The 14,940-nt window shown below is 62.0% G+C and carries 19 protein-coding genes; 13 read left to right on the top strand and 6 right to left on the bottom strand.

Annotation, left to right across the window (positions count from 1 at the left end; genetic code table 11):
• Nucleotides 1–34: 34 nt before the first annotated feature.
• The 7 genes from J2Y41_RS14390 to J2Y41_RS14420 all read left to right on the top strand — a co-directional run bounded on the left by J2Y41_RS14390 (nt 35) and on the right by J2Y41_RS14420 (nt 3,649).
• A complete protein-coding gene (locus J2Y41_RS14390) occupies nt 35–472 on the top strand; it encodes an Asp23/Gls24 family envelope stress response protein (RefSeq protein WP_223947702.1) in 438 nt (145 codons plus the stop codon).
• The gene (locus J2Y41_RS14395; RefSeq protein WP_216922303.1) at nt 469–660 is read left to right on the top strand and encodes a hypothetical protein; all 192 of its coding nucleotides are present in this window, start codon (nt 469–471) and stop codon (nt 658–660) included. Before J2Y41_RS14390 ends, J2Y41_RS14395 begins: the two co-directional genes overlap by 4 nt.
• The gene (locus J2Y41_RS14400) at nt 657–1,037 is read left to right on the top strand and encodes a hypothetical protein (RefSeq protein WP_224094995.1); all 381 of its coding nucleotides are present in this window, start codon (nt 657–659) and stop codon (nt 1,035–1,037) included. The genes J2Y41_RS14395 and J2Y41_RS14400 overlap by 4 nt, the downstream gene beginning before the upstream one ends.
• Nucleotides 1,034–1,678, top strand: coding sequence for a DUF6286 domain-containing protein (locus J2Y41_RS14405; protein ID WP_224166167.1), 645 nt, complete (start codon nt 1,034–1,036; stop codon nt 1,676–1,678). Before J2Y41_RS14400 ends, J2Y41_RS14405 begins: the two co-directional genes overlap by 4 nt.
• On the top strand, nt 1,675–2,286 hold the full coding sequence (locus J2Y41_RS14410) for a hypothetical protein (RefSeq protein ID WP_224094999.1): 612 nt from the start codon (nt 1,675–1,677) through the stop codon (nt 2,284–2,286). Before J2Y41_RS14405 ends, J2Y41_RS14410 begins: the two co-directional genes overlap by 4 nt.
• A 171-nt stretch (nt 2,287–2,457) precedes the next feature.
• Nucleotides 2,458–2,793: a hypothetical protein gene (locus J2Y41_RS14415; protein WP_224166168.1), complete on the top strand. Its 336-nt coding sequence runs from the start codon at nt 2,458–2,460 to the stop codon at nt 2,791–2,793.
• A gap of 202 nt (nt 2,794–2,995) precedes the next feature.
• Entirely contained in the window at nt 2,996–3,649 is a 654-nt protein-coding gene (locus J2Y41_RS14420) for a DNA alkylation repair protein (protein WP_309929466.1), read from the top strand.
• On the opposite strand, the gene J2Y41_RS14425 is transcribed toward J2Y41_RS14420, so the two are convergent.
• Complete coding sequence (locus J2Y41_RS14425) at nt 3,646–4,050, bottom strand: helix-turn-helix transcriptional regulator (RefSeq protein ID WP_224095002.1); 405 nt, start codon at nt 4,048–4,050, stop codon at nt 3,646–3,648. The genes J2Y41_RS14420 and J2Y41_RS14425 overlap by 4 nt on opposite strands.
• Before the next feature lie 296 nt (nt 4,051–4,346).
• Here J2Y41_RS14425 and J2Y41_RS14430 point away from each other — a divergent pair, with 296 nt between their 5' ends.
• From J2Y41_RS14430 to J2Y41_RS14445, 4 genes are all read left to right on the top strand, one after another.
• A complete protein-coding gene (locus J2Y41_RS14430) occupies nt 4,347–5,690 on the top strand; it encodes an extracellular solute-binding protein (RefSeq protein ID WP_309929471.1) in 1,344 nt (447 codons plus the stop codon).
• A 96-nt stretch (nt 5,691–5,786) separates the two neighbouring features.
• On the top strand, nt 5,787–6,752 hold the full coding sequence (locus J2Y41_RS14435; protein WP_224095004.1) for a carbohydrate ABC transporter permease: 966 nt from the start codon (nt 5,787–5,789) through the stop codon (nt 6,750–6,752).
• Nucleotides 6,749–7,714 (top strand): carbohydrate ABC transporter permease, encoded by a 966-nt coding sequence (locus tag J2Y41_RS14440; RefSeq protein ID WP_224095005.1) that lies wholly within the window; start codon nt 6,749–6,751, stop codon nt 7,712–7,714. Before J2Y41_RS14435 ends, J2Y41_RS14440 begins: the two co-directional genes overlap by 4 nt.
• A gap of 125 nt (nt 7,715–7,839) precedes the next feature.
• Nucleotides 7,840–8,892, top strand: coding sequence for a LacI family DNA-binding transcriptional regulator (locus tag J2Y41_RS14445; protein WP_309929476.1), 1,053 nt, complete (start codon nt 7,840–7,842; stop codon nt 8,890–8,892).
• A 7-nt stretch (nt 8,893–8,899) separates the two neighbouring features.
• Here J2Y41_RS14445 and J2Y41_RS14450 read toward each other — a convergent pair whose 3' ends face one another.
• The 5 genes from J2Y41_RS14450 to J2Y41_RS14470 form a co-directional block, all read right to left on the bottom strand.
• Entirely contained in the window at nt 8,900–9,823 is a 924-nt protein-coding gene (locus J2Y41_RS14450) for a hypothetical protein (protein ID WP_309929479.1), read from the bottom strand.
• 33 nt (nt 9,824–9,856) lie between these two features.
• Nucleotides 9,857–10,663, bottom strand: coding sequence for an exodeoxyribonuclease III (locus J2Y41_RS14455; protein WP_309929480.1), 807 nt, complete (start codon nt 10,661–10,663; stop codon nt 9,857–9,859).
• An 83-nt stretch (nt 10,664–10,746) separates the two neighbouring features.
• Nucleotides 10,747–11,313 (bottom strand): HdeD family acid-resistance protein, encoded by a 567-nt coding sequence (locus J2Y41_RS14460; protein ID WP_224095008.1) that lies wholly within the window; start codon nt 11,311–11,313, stop codon nt 10,747–10,749.
• 70 nt (nt 11,314–11,383) lie between these two features.
• On the bottom strand, nt 11,384–12,010 hold the full coding sequence (locus J2Y41_RS14465) for a response regulator transcription factor (protein WP_224166174.1): 627 nt from the start codon (nt 12,008–12,010) through the stop codon (nt 11,384–11,386).
• Nucleotides 12,007–13,338, bottom strand: coding sequence for a sensor histidine kinase (locus J2Y41_RS14470; RefSeq protein WP_309929485.1), 1,332 nt, complete (start codon nt 13,336–13,338; stop codon nt 12,007–12,009). Before J2Y41_RS14470 ends, J2Y41_RS14465 begins: the two co-directional genes overlap by 4 nt.
• A 208-nt stretch (nt 13,339–13,546) precedes the next feature.
• Between J2Y41_RS14470 and J2Y41_RS14475 the strand changes: the two genes are divergently transcribed.
• Both J2Y41_RS14475 and J2Y41_RS14480 read left to right on the top strand, forming a co-directional pair.
• Nucleotides 13,547–14,125: a heme-binding protein gene (locus tag J2Y41_RS14475; RefSeq protein ID WP_309929487.1), complete on the top strand. Its 579-nt coding sequence runs from the start codon at nt 13,547–13,549 to the stop codon at nt 14,123–14,125.
• Nucleotides 14,126–14,135: 10 nt separating this feature from the next.
• Nucleotides 14,136–14,876 (top strand): ankyrin repeat domain-containing protein, encoded by a 741-nt coding sequence (locus J2Y41_RS14480; RefSeq protein WP_309929489.1) that lies wholly within the window; start codon nt 14,136–14,138, stop codon nt 14,874–14,876.
• Nucleotides 14,877–14,940: the final 64 nt, after the last annotated feature.

Below are 14,940 nucleotides of genomic sequence, written 5' to 3' on the forward strand. Positions count from 1 at the left end.
CTAGGGTGGTACTCAAGAGAAGGGGAGTGCTTCGATGTCAGATCAGAACTTGCAGATCGACCCTGCGCCTGAGGGCGAGGTCCTCGGTACCGGACGCACCATTATCTCCGAGGCGGCAGTGGCAAAAGTAGCCGGCATCGCTGCACGCGCGGTTCCAGGTGTCTACTCCCTGGGCTCAGGTCCATCCCGCGCGCTTGGCGCAATCCGTGACGCTGTTGGCAGTTCGGACCATGCCGCGGGTGTTCGCGCCGAAGTGGGCGAGACCCAGGTGGCGGTGGACATCAACCTTGTCGCTGTCTACGGGCATCCCTTGCACAGCGTCGCCAACCAGGTCCGCGCTGCTGTTTACCGGGCAGTTGAGGAACTCGTCGGGCTGCAGGTCATCGAGGTCAACATCGAGATCAACGATGTCTATGTGGCCCCGCCACCCAAGCCCAAAACCGTCGTGGTCGAAAGGGAGGCACTGCAATGAGCATGACCGTTGTGGGAATCGCGATTGGCGCCTTCGTGGCGTTCATGTCCTTCCAATTCGGGCTGTGGGGCTTCCTTATCTCACTGCTCTTCATGGGCATAGGCGCCCTCCTGGGCCGTGCAGCCGAAGGCAAGCTTGATCTTCGCAGCGTCCTGGACGCCATTACGGGCCGGCGCTCTTCGTCATGAGCGTGGCTGGGGCTGTGGAACCTACCACCAGCCTGGCCGGACATAACCGGATCAGTACCCAGGCTTTGACATCGCTGGCACAAGCCGCGGCCGCCGAGGCTCTCGGCGTGGAACCCAGCGACATCCGCGCAGATTGGTCGGACGACGACGGCCTGCTGGCTTTGTCTATCGTGGCACCTATCAGCATCCCCGCGTTGAGTGAAGTACTGCGCAATCCGGAGCGTGTCCAGGGCTTCGGCGGCTCCATCTGGGACCGTGCTGTGGCCGCAAAGGCAACGGTGTTGGAGCGTGTGACCCGGCTCAGTGGTTTCCGCATAAGCAGAGTGGATATCAGGATTAGTGGAGCCCACGTTTCAGAGGGAGGCCGCGTCCGGTGACACAGGACCAGCAAACAATCATTGAACCTTCTGACGCTGGCTCCGGAGCCAGCCCCATCGCCGGCGAGGACCCGGCAATGAGCCGTGTCCTGCGCAGGGAAACGCACTCGTCCCGGGCTGGAGCAGCCACCATCGCCGCCGTGCTGGTGATCATTCTCTGCGTCCTCGCGCTTCTGGAATCTGCGCTCCGCGCCATCGGCCAACCGCCATGGCTTATTGACCCAAGCACGGCAGCGGAGCGAATCATCGCACTTCCGGCGGGCATGCCGCCTCTTCTGCTTGGCGCCAGCGGTGCTGTCATTGCCATGGTCGGACTCTTTTTCCTCCTTCACGCTGTTTTACCAGGCAGACGGGCCCGGCATTTGCTGCGGGACCCACGCACCGCCGTCGTCGTTGATGACGAAGTGCTGGCCTCGGCACTTGCTCGTCGTGCGCGGACTGCCGCCAACGTGACACCGGAACAGGTCATGGTGATTGTGTCCAGGCAGTCAGTGGTGGTCAACGTCCGGCCCACCTCCGGCAGCAGGGTCAGCGAGGAAGCCGTCCTACAAGCAGTGCAGTCCGAACTCGATGAAATGTCCCCCTTTCCCATGCCCACTGTTCGGGTGAACCTCTCTACGTCGGGGGTGGTCGGCGCATGAACGAAACACCGCGTGCCCTCAACCGGGTGCTTCTCTTCATCATTGGCGTGAAACTCCTGGCCGTTGGGCTGCTTCTTCTCCTGCTGGCGACTGTTCCGGCCGTAGCAACGTGGTGGCACGGCTGGGCCGCGGACATGTGGGCCCGTGCCGAGGATGCATTCCAGCGAACCCGGTTCCCCGGCCGTGAGGAAAGTTGGCTGTGGATTGTGGCCGGTGTGGTTTTGGTGGCCATCATTATTGCGATGGTCGCCTGGGTGTCGCAACAGGGTAAAGGCCGGGCCAACCTTCTGGTGGCCAGCGACGACGAGAGCCATGTGGACGGTGAGGTCCAGATCGGTGGCGGCGTCGCGGAACAGGCGCTCCGGGCAGCTTTGGCAGATCGGCCGGACCTCGCCGGCGCGTCTGTGGCCACGTATGAGGTCAAAGGCCAGCCCGGATTAAGGGTGCGCATCCAGCCTCGGCAGGGCGTGGCACCGCACCTCCTTGCTGCCGAAATTTCACGGCTGGTCGAAGCCCTGGACCTGGTGATCGGCAAGAAGACGCCCGTATTGGTCCATATGGCATCAGGGGCCCGTGCGAAATTTACAAAAGCTGAACGGGTTCGCTGACTGTCCTGGCTAATTTTGCCGAATATTTCACTCGGGGTGTTTTGCGTTGCGTAACCCGCGTGAATGCCAATAGTTTGAAAGTAGAGGGGGAAAACTCCCTGATGCGATTGATTGCTTTGCAGGGTAAATACCGGGAGTGATCAGCGTTCAACCGTCACGAAGGAGAGCACCATGAGTGAAGAAACCACGGGATCGGAAGCAGTGGAAGGCGCTGCGGGCAAGGCCAAGGATGTAGCTGGCGAGGCACTTGAAAATGCGAAGGAATTTGCCGGCGAGGCCGCTGAAAATGTCAAGGAGTTTGCTGGAGCGGCTGCAGAAAACGTCAAGGAATTCGCAGGCGATGCAGCAGAAAACGTCAAGGAATTTTTCGCCGGTGACGTGAGTGAGAATGCTAAGGAACTTGCTGGTGACGTTGCCGGGAAATCCAGGGAAATCGCCGGAGATGTTACCGAAAACGTGAAGGGTCTCGGCTCCAAGATCGCAGGCCTGTTCAAGGGCGGGAAGTAGCCCTAACCGCATGGTGCGGGGATGGCAGTTCAGGAACGTGCTGGACCGCACCCTATGAGCTGTCATCCCGCCTGCGGGCAATCGGCGAACCCTCGCATCCACGCCTAGTAGGCTGAGTTTCACACGCGATGGACGGGAGGCTCCAGTGGTCGGGAAAACTGCGACTGGTACGGCTGCAACTGGGACGACGCTGGCTGGCGTCATGGCCGAGCTGGCCGCGCTGGAAGACCCGAGGTCGCGCGAGGTGAACGAAAAACACGGTGACGATCACGGTGTGAACCTCACTAAGTTGCGCGCGATTGCGAAGCGGTTGAAGATACAGCCGGAACTTTCCCGCGAGCTTTGGGAGACCGATGACACCGCGGCGAAGCTGCTGGCACTGCTGATCTGCCGGCCTAAGTCGTACGGATCCGATGATCTGGACACCATGCTGCGCGAGGCCCGAACCCCCAAAGTCCATGACTGGCTCGTGAATTACGTGGTCAAGAAGAATCCGCACGCCGAAGAGCTGCGGGTGGCCTGGTTTGCGGACAAGGATCCCTTGGTGGCGAGTGCCGGTTGGGCGCTGACCTCGGAGCGCGTCGTCAAGGATCCGGCCGGCCTGGACCTTACCGGGCTGCTGGATGCCATCGAGGAGGGGATGAAGGACGCCCCGGACCGCCTGCAGTGGGCGATGAACACCTGTCTGGCCCAGATCGGCATCGAACACCCGGAGTATCGCGCCCGCGCCTTGAGTATTGGTGAGCGACTGGAGGTGCTGAAGGATTACCCAACTCCGCCCAACTGCACCTCTCCGTTCGCGCCTGCCTGGATCAACGAGATGGTGCGCCGGCAGCAACTGTCAGCAACCAGCTAGCCCCTGTTGCGGTGCATCATCCGGTACGTCAGTTCTGCGAGGAGTTCCTCGTCTGAAAGATGCGAGGCCCGGGCTATAGGCGCTGCCGGTACCATGACGCGAGGCCCCGGGGACTGCCGTGGCTCGTCGCTGCTGCGCATGTCGTCCGGAGTGATTTGGTCCGGAGCGAAGCTGGATTTTCCCTTGAGGACTTCAGACATGGATCCAGCGCGCCACCCCAGGGCGTGCTCGAGCTTGCGCTGATTGATTTCCTGGGTGCGGCGCGTACCGGATTCCAGCGTCCGTACAGTCTTGATTGCCGTTCCAGCCTGCTTGGCCAACTGCACCTGGCTCAGCCCCTGGGCCAGCCGTTCTTCTTTGATCAGGCGGCCGATAGTCTGGAGTGCTTCAAGTTCATCCACACTTCCCACTGTTGCATAGGCAATACTGGGCAAACAAATCTCATGACGTGCGTGTTGGACCCGCGACTTCCTCGTGCCCGTGCGGTGGCGGCCGCTGCAGGCGGCGGATTCAAGACGTCGACGACGGCGCCCGGCGATCGCTGCGGTGCAGTTCCGGCGCGATGCAAAGGTTACTTTGTATCGTTGTGGTTACGGTCGGTGTAAGCGCTTGCATTTCTATGGACAACCTCGCTAGTGTGAGGGCCACCACATCAATCGCGCCACGATTTTCTTGTACTCAGCGAGGAGTCTTCAGCATGAAAAAAACCAAGTACCTGCTCCCGGTCGCAGCGGCCGGCGTTCTGGCACTTACCATGTCCGCATGTAGCGGAAACAGCGGCGGCGGCGGCGGAAGCACCGCGTCGGACGACTGTTCCGCATACGAAAGCTACGGCAAGCACGACGGCAAGACAGTCTCCGTCTACTCCACGATCGTCGACGTCGAAGCGACAAACCTCGAGGAATCCTGGGCACAGTTCGAAAAGTGCACGGGCATTACGGTCAAGTACGAGGGCAGCAAGGAGTTCGAGACCCAGATCGGTGTCCGGGCCCAGTCCGGTACGGCCCCTGACGTAGCGATCTTCCCCCAGCCCGGTCTTCTGGCCACGCAGGCCAAGGCCGGTTACCTGAAGCCCGCTCCCAAGACTGTGTCCGATCTTGTGGACAAGAATTGGTCCGCAGACTGGAAGAAGTACGGCACGGTGGACGGCACGTTCTACGCCGCCCCGATGCTTGCGAACGTCAAGGGATACGTCTGGTACTCGCCCAAGACCTTCAAGGACAAGGGTTGGCAGGTCCCCAAGACGTGGGACGAAATGATGGACCTGACCAAGAAGATCGCAGACGACAAGACCATGAAGCCATGGTGTGCCGGATTTGAATCGGGCGAAGCCACGGGTTGGCCGGGTACCGACTGGATCGAGGACGTTGTCCTGCGTGCCGAAGGCCCGGAAGTCTATGACAAGTGGATCACGCACCAGATTCCGTTCAATGACCCCAAGATCGTCAACTCCTTCAACAAGGTTGGCGACATCCTCCTCAACCCGGATTACGTCAACGGCGGCTTCGGTGACCCACGCTCGATCTTGAGCACCGCGTTTGCCCAGGCTGGCCAGCCGGTTCTGGACGGACAGTGCGCCATGCACCACCAGGCATCGTTCCAGGCAGCCAACTGGCCTGCCGGTACTAACGTGGCCGAAGACGGCGACGTCTGGGCATTCATGACGCCTCCGGTGGATGAATCCAAGGGCACTGCCATCACCGGTGGTGGCGAGTCGGTCGCCGCTTACAAGGACACCCCTGAGGTCCAGGCATACCTGGCATTCATGGCTAGTGCGGACTTCGCCAACAACCGCGTGAAGCTCGGCGGCGCCATCAGTGCAAACAAGGGCCTTGACCCGAACAACGCACAGTCGGCCCTGGACAAGCAGTCCATCAAGCTCCTTCAGGATCCCAAGACCGTCTTCCGTTTTGACGGTTCGGACCTGATGCCGAGCGCCGTGGGTTCCAACTCGTTCTGGAAGGGCATCGTTGCCTGGATCAATGGCAGCTCCGCCCAGCAGGTAACTGACAGCATCGAGTCCAGCTGGCCGAAGGGCTAACTCCGAAAGCGCTGCCTCCCCTGCCTGGTTTGCCCAGTCGGGGAGGCAGCGTTTTTCCCGGAACCTAGTGATTCACTCACGCCCCGGAGGTTGGGTATGGAATTTATCGGAGGAAAACTCCTTCAAGTAGTGATCGCCCTGGCGATCTTTGCCGCTATTATCGGCATCCTCATGCTGGTGGTGGACAGAGCACCGAAATCAGTCAAGGACAAAGTTACGGTGGCAGGATTCCTGGCTCCCGCCGGAATCCTGATGCTGGTGGGCCTCGTGTACCCAGCGGTGCGCACGTCAATGTTGGCCTTCACGGACGCCAGTGGCCAAGGCAACGGATTCGACAACTTTGTTTGGATGTTTACCCAGCCTGAGGCTTTGACCACGCTGCGTAACACCATTATCTGGACCGTCCTGGTCCCCCTGTTGTCAACCTCTTTCGGCTTGGCCTACGCCGTCTTTATCGATAAGGCCCGCGGAGAGCGGGTTCTGAAGTCCCTGGTATTCATGCCGATGGCCATCTCCTTTGTAGGCGCCGGTATCATCTGGAAGCTCGTGTATGACTACCGCGGCCCCGGCATCGAACAGACTGGTGTGATCAACTTCATCCGTGACGCGTTGGGAATGAACCCCAAGCAGTTCCTTCTGGACGCCCCGGAAAACACAGTGTTCCTGATCATCGTGATGGTCTGGATCCAAACCGGCTTCGCCATGGTGATTCTCTCCGCGGCCATCAAGGGTGTCCCCGTGGAACTCATCGAGGCGGCCCGTTTGGATGGGGCCAACGCCTGGCAGCAGTTCCGCAACGTGACGGTCCCGGGTATCCGTGGGGCGCTGGTGGTGGTCCTGACTACTATTACGATCGCCACGTTGAAGGTATTCGACATTGTTCGAACCATGACGGCCGGTAACTACGACACGTCGGTTGTGGCCAACGAAATGTACACGCAGGCCTTTCGTGCCGGTGAGCCGGGACGAGGTGCCGCATTGGCCCTGATCCTGTTCCTCATGGTGCTGCCCATCGTCGTGTACAACGCTCGAGTCCTTCGCAAGCAAAGGGAGATCCATTGACAGCCACGCCAGCCCCGAAAGAGGCGTCCAAGGCCGCCACCCGGCAGCGTCCTGGATCGGACCCCACGGAGGACGCCCAGCCGATGATGCGCAGGGTCAAGACCAAGCTCACTTCCAAGTGGGCCACAGCGGCAGCGATCATCATCGCCGTCGTATGGTCTGTCCCGACTTTTGGCCTCTTTGTTACCTCATTCAGGCCTGCAGCCAAGCAAGTAGGCCCCCGCTCAAACGGCTGGTGGAACGCCTTCCTTGACTGGGACTTCACCTTCAAGAACTATGTGGATGTCCTTACCCCGGCGGGCTCGCAGTCTGCCAACCTTTCCCAGTACTTCATCAACTCCGTGGCGATCGTCATTCCAGTCACCATCTTTGTGCTGGTACTGGCGTCCATGGCCGCCTATGTTTTCGCATGGGGGAAGTTCAAGGGCCGCGACGCACTCTTCATTTTCGTTTTTGCCCTGCAGATCATCCCGCTCCAGATGGCACTGATTCCGCTCCTGCAACTCTTCACGCAAACCCTGCATTTGCCTGCGGGTTCGTATGCGCAGCTGTGGATCGCCCACACCATGTTCGGCCTTCCCCTGGGTATTTTCCTCCTCCACAACTTCATCTCCGAGATCCCGGGTGAAGTTATCGAGGCAGCAAGGGTGGACGGTGCGGGACACAGCACCATTTTCTGGCGGATCATCCTGCCGCTTTCCGTTCCGGCACTGGCTTCGCTGGCGATCTTCCAGTTCCTGTGGGTCTGGAACGACCTCCTGGTTGCGCTGGTGTTCTCCGGCGGAACGGCCGACGTAGCACCTATCACCCAGCGCCTGGCAGAGATTTCCGGCACGCGCGGTGCCAGGGACTACTTGAACCCGGCCGCGGCCTTCGTGTCGATCATCATCCCGCTTCTGGTGTTCTTCGGCCTGCAGCGGTACTTCGTCCGGGGCCTGCTGTCCGGCGGTCTCAAGGGCTAGACAATTGCAGCGTTGGTTACGCAGCGGAACGACTCCGCTGCGTAACCAAGGCCTGCACAAAATAGACTGATTCTTCGCCATGAGACAGAGAACGGCGAAGTGAAGGCAGCCGGAGAGGGGGGCCTGTGACACGAACAACGGGTAGGTCCCAGCGCGGTGGTCATACAGGCGTCAGCATCGAGGACGTCGCAGCAGCAGCGGGAGTGTCCACGGCTACCGTTTCCAGGGCCGTCAGGGGACTGCCACGGGTTTCGCCGGCAACCCGTGAAAAGATCCTGGAAGTGGCGGCGTCGCTGGGTTATGTGGCGTCGTCGTCGGCGTCGGGTCTGGCCACTGGGCGTACGCGCACCATCGGAGTCCTGGCGCCCTTCGTCAGCCGTTGGTTCTTCTCCAAGGCAATCGAAGGCGCGGACAAGGAACTGCACTCACGCAAGTACAACCTCTCCCTGTTCAACCTTGGCGGCCATGGCAGCAATCGCGAGCGGCTCTTCAGCTCCACCATGGTTTACAAACAGATCGACGCCCTGCTGGTGCTGTGTATGGCGCTCAGCGAGGACGAACTGGAACACCTCCACAAGATCGACATCCCGTTGGTGGTTGTTGGCGGACACGTTGAGGATTGTGCCTACATCGGTATCAACGATTACGACGCCGCAACCACCGCCGTGCGGCACCTGCTGGACCTCGGACACAAGGACATTGCCCTGCTCCATGGCGATGACGAGACAGACCTGAACTTCGACGTTCCCCGCGTCCGGATCCGCGCCTTCCAGGACGTCATGACCGACGCCGGCTTGGAAGTCCGTCCCGAGTGGGACGAATGGGGTGACTTCACGGTTGCCAGCGGGCAGCAGGCATTCAACCGCCTCTGGAGCCAGCCCGGACGCAAGCCTACGGCCATTTTCTGTTCCTCCGATGAAATGGCCATGGGGGTCATCTTCGAAGCCACGCGACACGGCGTTCGAGTGCCCGCGGACCTCTCAGTCATCGGAATCGACGACCACGACTTCTCCGAAGCCCTGGGCCTGACAACGGTGGGTCAACGGCCGGACGACCAAGCCGAACTGGGCACCAAGATGCTTTTGGACGAACTCGATGGCATCGCCGGTGCCGTTCATTCAGAGGTAGCGCCGCACCAATTGATTGTGCGGGAGACAACAGCACCGCCGTGCCGGTGATGACAGCCTACGAGGCCCGCGCCAACTGCCGGATGGGGATCCAGCGCGAGGCTAGCCGGCGATAAGCTGCCGCTGCGCCCGTCATATCTCCCTCAGCAAGGCACTCGATCCCGAGGCGAACATCCATGGGGGATTCGTCCGGGTACACCTTGTCCGCCACAGCTCCGTAATCCAACTCCACCATGGACTGGACATGGAACAACTCCAGCCACTCGGTGAGCTGCGTGAGATCGTCCAGCATGTCCAGGTCCGGGGCTGCCAGAGCCAGATGGGCTACGGCGAAGCGTGCCCTGTCCAGGGCCTCCGTCAACGGCGTCCACACCCGGACAGTGAGGATGTGCCCGTCCGACTCCACCACATCCTTGCGGTCAGACTCAGCGAAAAGCGAGAACCAACTAAAAGGGATACCCCAGGTGGAGGCCCGGGTGTGGACCCGCTTGGCTTCCTCCCCGGCGTTGATGCGATCGATCCGCGCTTGGTGCTTGTCCCGCTGCGAAACCGGAATCAGCAGATCGGCCAGCGGGCTGTGCACACCATCCATGAGGGCATTCGCTGCCAACCCGGCGCGAATCACCAGTTGGCTGGGGCAGTAAAGCAGCCGTCCGGCGTCGTGGGCGTCCTTATCCTGGGCCCACGCGCCGGTGGCGGCATCTGTGGAACTGTCCGCCGCAGTGTGCCGCCCGCCAGGGACGCGCGTCATTCGCACCAGATCAGTCCGGCCGGTGGGGAAGGGGTCCCCGCCCGTCCGGGTGATGCGCCCCAGCGAGGCTTGGAGCTCAGCGTTTTCGACGGCGGCCCGGGACCGGATCTTGCTGCTGTCCGCCACGAGCTGGCGCTGCTGCTCCGGCGGGAACGCCTCAAGGGGCTCGTAGATGCGCAGGGACGAAGAGAACGGCAGTCCTGCCTGGCCCCTATACAGGTTTCCAGTCATCTCCAGCCGGCCCCTTTCGTCCATTAGCGGTGATTAGTCTGCAAGCTCCACGATCACGGGAGCATGGTCGGAAGCGCCCTTGCCCTTACGTTCCTCGCGGTCGATGGAGGCACCGGTGACCCGGGCAGCAAGCGCCGGGGAAGCCAGGCAGAAGTCGATGCGCATGCCTTCCTTCTTGGGGAAGCGCAGCTGCGTGTAGTCCCAGTACGTGTAGACGCCAGGGCCGGGTGTGTAGGGGCGAACGACGTCGGTGTAACCGGCAGCTTCGAAGGCGTGGAAAGCGGCGCGCTCCGGCTCGCTGACGTGCGTGAAGCTGTTGTTGCGGAACAGTTCGATGTCCCAGACGTCGTCATCGAACGGTGCAATGTTCCAGTCGCCCATGAGCGCCACCTGGGCGGTGGGCTCGGTCTTGAGCCACTCCGCGGCGTTGCCTTGAAGGACGTCAAGCCACTTGAGTTTATACGGCATGTGTTCGTCGTCCAGAGAGCGGCCATTGGGAACATACAGGCTCCAAATGCGGATTCCGCCGCAGGTGGCGGCAATAGCGCGGGCTTCCTGCGCGGGATCCTTGCCGGCCTTGCCGAACATCGGCTGGTCCAGGAAAGTGCGTTCTACTTCCTCCAGCCCAACGCGGGACGCAATGGCGACGCCGTTCCACTGGTTCACGCCGAAGTGCGCAACCTCGTAGCCCATGCGCTCAAATAGCTCCCACGGGAAGTTATCGTCCTTGCACTTGGTCTCCTGGATGGCCAGGACATCACAGTCACTGCGCTCAAGCCACGCTTCCACGCGGTCGGCACGGGCACGGAGGGAGTTCACATTCCAGGTAGCTATCTTCACAGCCACTAACTTACCGAACTTAGCGCCGAGCGCATCCCCTCATGAAGGATTGCCCGCCGTGACAAGTTCGCTGCGGGGGGCTATTAGTGGGCGTACATGAAGGCAGACGAGGCGCCCCTGCGCATCTTGATGCCGCAAACGATCAACAACAGCCCCGCAACAGCGGAGAATGCTGCCAGCAAACCCACCACGCCCAGGAAGCCGAGACCGGGGTTGATCAGGACGAAGAGTCCAAAAAGTGCAGTCACAAGACCCGTCAGCAGCCAGACCCCCCATCCATTAACGGAGTTCCTTGCAGCAAAGGCGAAGACGATTTCGGAAAGCCCCAGGACCAAGGCCCAGAGCCCAATCAGGATGCCAAGTGCTGCAGCTGTGATTCCCGGCCATGCAACCGCCACCAAACCCGCGGCGATGGAGATGAAGCCGCCCACCATCGTCCAGCCGGAATGGCGTGAAGGGTCATAAAAGTAGTGGGCTACGTTGGTGAGGCCGTCCACGATTGCGAAGATACCGAACACGATAACCAGCCCGAAGACCGTGGCTACCGGCAAAGATGCCACGAGGAAGGCAAAGAGTACGGCCAGAATTCCGCGGACCAGCAGGGCGGTTCCGGAATGTTTGAACATCTTGCGTGCCGAAGCGTCGGACATAGTGCCAGCTTAATCGAAGGCGGGCTGTGGATATATAGCAATGAGCCTTGAATCGCCAAGTGCGGCCGGCCTACCGCATGCCCTCACGACGGATGGCCGTTGCGATGGCCGCCGCCCGCGTCTCCACGCCGAGCTTGGCATAAATGTGGGCCAGATGGGTTTTGACGGTTGCTTCCGAAATGAAGAGGCGTTTGCCCAGATCGCGGTTGCTGAGGCCCTCCGTCAGGAGGCTCAGGAGCTCTGCCTCCCGTGGCGTAAGGATTTCGTCCGGGTTTCGCAACTGTTGGAAAAGCCGGGACGCAACGGGCGCGCTCATCACGCTTTTGCCCTGCACGGCGCCTCGCACAGCTGCAAAGATCTCTTCCGGTGCGGCGTCCTTGAGCAGGTACCCCATTGCGCCGGCATCGACGGCGCGGACGATGTCGGCGTCGGAATCGTAGGTGGTGAACACGATCACCGCCTGGCGGGGGTTGCGCTGCCGCAACTGTTTGATGGCCTCGATGCCGTCCATTCCCGCACCCATCGCAAGGTCCATGAGAACCACGGCGGGTGAGTGCTGTTGTGCCGCCTCCAACGCTTCCTCACCGGATGCCGCTTCGCCGACGACGACGATATCCGCCTGGGTGCCCAACAGCGCCTTCAGCCCGCTCCGGACCACCGTATGGTCGTCCACAAGGAGTACGGAAATGGTAGTCACGGGGACTCCTTCGATGAATCTTCGGGCCAGGTATCTTCCGTCGGAGTATCTTCTTCGGCCGGGGTATCTTCGGGCAGAGCCGGCAATGGCAGCTGGGCCGCGATGATCGTCCCTTCACCCGGGGTGCTCTCCACGGACAATTCTCCGCCCAGTTGCTCAATGCGTTGTCGCATCGCGCGCAACCCGTATCCTCCCGTTTCGGACGGCGGAGGTACCGATCCGGGATCAAAGCCGCGGCCGTCGTCGAACACGTCCAGGGTGACTGCGTCCGGCAGGTACCCAAGAGTCACGCTGGCGTTGTCCGCGTGGGCATGAAGTTTGATGTTGGCCACGGCGCTCTGGGCCACGCGGAGCAGGGCGTGCCGGACCTCGGCCGGGATGGGACGGGTCTCGCCGGTGACCTGCACGCGGACGTGGTCCAGATACGTCCGGGCGGCGCGTTCCAAGGCCTCGTGAAGGGGCGCAGTCTCCAGGCCAGGTGCCGAGAGCTCGTGCACCAGGCTCCGGGTGTCGGCAAGATTTCCGCGGAGGAGGCTGGTTGCTTTGCTGACCTCGTGATGCGCCGCAGGATCAGGCCAGGAACGTTGGGCTGCCTCCAAGTGGAGCAAGCCGCTCGCGAGGCCCTGGGTGATGGTGTCGTGGATTTCACGTGAAACACGCTCGCGCTCCGCCGCGATCCCTGCCGTCCGTTCACTCGCCGCCAGCTGTTCCTGAGCTTGGGATACGTCTTCGAAGAGCATTCGCTGGAGGGCACTGTCGCGCTCGATCTTGTCGTAAACCAGCGTCAACAGCGCGCCGGCAGCGAGCGGTCCCAGCAGCATGGCGACGTCCGTCCATCCGCTCATACGGAAAAGCCCGACGGCGGTGGCCGCCGCCGTCGCGCCACCAGCCAGATACGCGGTCCACCCTCGGAACGCGGTGCGGCTGAGGAAGAAAATGGCGAATGAACACCACGCGAAGCTGGGTGCCGCGATCACCAGAGCCGACCAAACCCCCACCAAGGCAAACATCCACAGCTTGCGGTTCAGGGTTTGTTGGCTCTGCCCAGCCTGGCGGTGATCGGTGAGGTGGCGGTGTTGGGTGGGCTGGCGGTGTTGGGCCAGCAACGCCGTCACGACGTACAGAGCACACACGGCGACCGCCAAGGCCACAGTCCACAGGTTGTCCGCGGGGGAGTGGCGCATGACGTAACGGACAGCAGAGGCGACTATCAGCACGGCAAAGCCCAGGTGCACCACCGCATCGATGCGGGTATCGATCCGGCTTGGCTCGATACTGCTGGGCTCGGGCCGGGTGCTGGAATCCGGCCGCTGAAGGGCTTCTGGCATTGGGTGGTTCCCGTTTCCGTTCCGGTCGGTAGTAGGCGCTCTTTCCATGCTAGATCCCGTGTGATTGCTGGTCTCTCCACCTTTTGGCTGATACGGCTGGCGGAAAGGCTGACCTTGGAACCGGCTCACGGCCGATGCCTGCCCGGAGCTGCCCCGGAAGCATGGATATGTACCCGAAATTGCCGATGCGTGCCACGAGGAGAACTCCATGAAGAAGTCCAACAAGATGATCGCTGCCGCCGCTGCTGGAGCGCTGTTGCTCACAGGCGGGGTTACGGCAGTAGCCAATGCTGTGGCCCCCGGGGCCGCGCCTGTTACCGCACCTGCCGCACCGCTAGCTGGGGAAGTCCAGCCTGCTCCTGAGAATGTGGTTGCGCAGAACCGAATCACGGTCGGAGCGTCGAGTGCGGCGGTAAATGCGGCGCTTGCCAAGTGCCAGGCGGACAAGCTTCCGTTCGTGACCGTCGCCCTTGTAGATCGCTTCGGTACGGTCCAGGCCCTTCTCCGCGGCGACAACGCCGCCGAGCACACCATCGAAGCCGCCAAGCAGAAGGCTTACACGGCGGCTGCCTTTGGTGCCCCCACCAGCGAACTGGCCAAGCGCATCAACGGCACCGGGCCTTCTATCGCGGACCTTCCCGGCACGCTTTTCCTGGCTGGCGGTGTCCCGTTGAAGGTCAACGGCGTATCCGTGGCTGGCATCGGCGTCGGCGGTGCTCCCGACGGCGCCATGGACGAGGCGTGCGCGACCGCGGGTGCCGAGGCTTTGGCCACAGCTGCGAAGTAGCCTCGAAGGTATGGGTTCCCTCAAGGCGCGCCGGCTGGCTCTGGGCTCGGCAATCGGCGCCGGTTTAGTGGTCGCCGGGCTTCTGGCTGGCTGCGCGCCGTCCTCGCCTGTGGACTCACAGACGTCCGGTTCGCAAACAGCGAGTACGACGGCGGCCGCCTCACCTGACAGCCCGGCACCCACCCAAGTGACGCCGTCGAGTGTCAGTCCGGTCCCGACGTCGTCCGTTGCCTTGCCGCCCAAGCTGTCACCGGAGGCCCAAATGGAAACCGACAGGCTCCTGATCCTCGCCGCGAAAGCCAACGATCCCGTCCGGGTGCGGGAACTGATCGCGGCAGGTGGCAACGTCAATGCCAAGGACGACATCCAGGACTCGGCGTTCTTGTACGCAGGGGCCGAAGGCTTCAACGAGGTGCTGCAGCTGACCCTGGCTGCCGGGGCCGATGTCCGTAGCATCAACCGATACGGCGGCACAGCCCTGATTCCCGCGAGCGAGCATGGGCACACCGAAACTGTACGGATCCTCATCGCCGCGGGCGTGCCTGTGAACCACGTGAACAACCTGGGCTGGACGGCCATGCAGGAAGCCATCCTGCTCAACAACGGCGGCCCCAACCAGCAGGACGTGGTCCGGCAACTCCTCGCAGCCGGCGCCAATCCGGATATCCGTGATCCCCAAGGCCGAACCGCCCTGCAGAACGCAGAGCGGCTCGGGTTCACGGAGATCGCGGCTCTGATCCGGAACCGCTGACCGGTCCCCGCCCGTGCCCGCCCCCGCCGGCCCAACTAGGTCGCATTAGTGCGCGTTTTGACGG

Origin of the sequence: Arthrobacter sp. 1088 (assembly GCF_031455315.1) — a bacterium.
Classification (GTDB): Bacteria; Actinomycetota; Actinomycetes; order Actinomycetales; family Micrococcaceae; genus Arthrobacter.

What these genes read in the sequence shown, in the direction of transcription:
- J2Y41_RS14475 (WP_309929487.1), top strand. Translation starts at nt 13,547, where the DNA reads ATGAAGAAGTCCAACAAGATGATCGCTGCCGCCGCTGCTGGAGCGCTG.
- J2Y41_RS14470 (WP_309929485.1), bottom strand. Translation starts at nt 13,338, where the DNA reads ATGCCAGAAGCCCTTCAGCGGCCGGATTCCAGCACCCGGCCCGAGCCC.
- J2Y41_RS14460 (WP_224095008.1), bottom strand. Translation starts at nt 11,313, where the DNA reads ATGTCCGACGCTTCGGCACGCAAGATGTTCAAACATTCCGGAACCGCC.
- J2Y41_RS14400 (WP_224094995.1), top strand. Translation starts at nt 657, where the DNA reads ATGAGCGTGGCTGGGGCTGTGGAACCTACCACCAGCCTGGCCGGACAT.
- J2Y41_RS14420 (WP_309929466.1), top strand. Translation starts at nt 2,996, where the DNA reads ATGGCCGAGCTGGCCGCGCTGGAAGACCCGAGGTCGCGCGAGGTGAAC.
- J2Y41_RS14435 (WP_224095004.1), top strand. Translation starts at nt 5,787, where the DNA reads ATGGAATTTATCGGAGGAAAACTCCTTCAAGTAGTGATCGCCCTGGCG.
- J2Y41_RS14450 (WP_309929479.1), bottom strand. Translation starts at nt 9,823, where the DNA reads ATGACTGGAAACCTGTATAGGGGCCAGGCAGGACTGCCGTTCTCTTCG.
- J2Y41_RS14410 (WP_224094999.1), top strand. Translation starts at nt 1,675, where the DNA reads ATGAACGAAACACCGCGTGCCCTCAACCGGGTGCTTCTCTTCATCATT.
- J2Y41_RS14395 (WP_216922303.1), top strand. Translation starts at nt 469, where the DNA reads ATGAGCATGACCGTTGTGGGAATCGCGATTGGCGCCTTCGTGGCGTTC.
- J2Y41_RS14390 (WP_223947702.1), top strand. Translation starts at nt 35, where the DNA reads ATGTCAGATCAGAACTTGCAGATCGACCCTGCGCCTGAGGGCGAGGTC.
- J2Y41_RS14480 (WP_309929489.1), top strand. Translation starts at nt 14,136, where the DNA reads ATGGGTTCCCTCAAGGCGCGCCGGCTGGCTCTGGGCTCGGCAATCGGC.
- J2Y41_RS14415 (WP_224166168.1), top strand. Translation starts at nt 2,458, where the DNA reads ATGAGTGAAGAAACCACGGGATCGGAAGCAGTGGAAGGCGCTGCGGGC.
- J2Y41_RS14430 (WP_309929471.1), top strand. Translation starts at nt 4,347, where the DNA reads ATGAAAAAAACCAAGTACCTGCTCCCGGTCGCAGCGGCCGGCGTTCTG.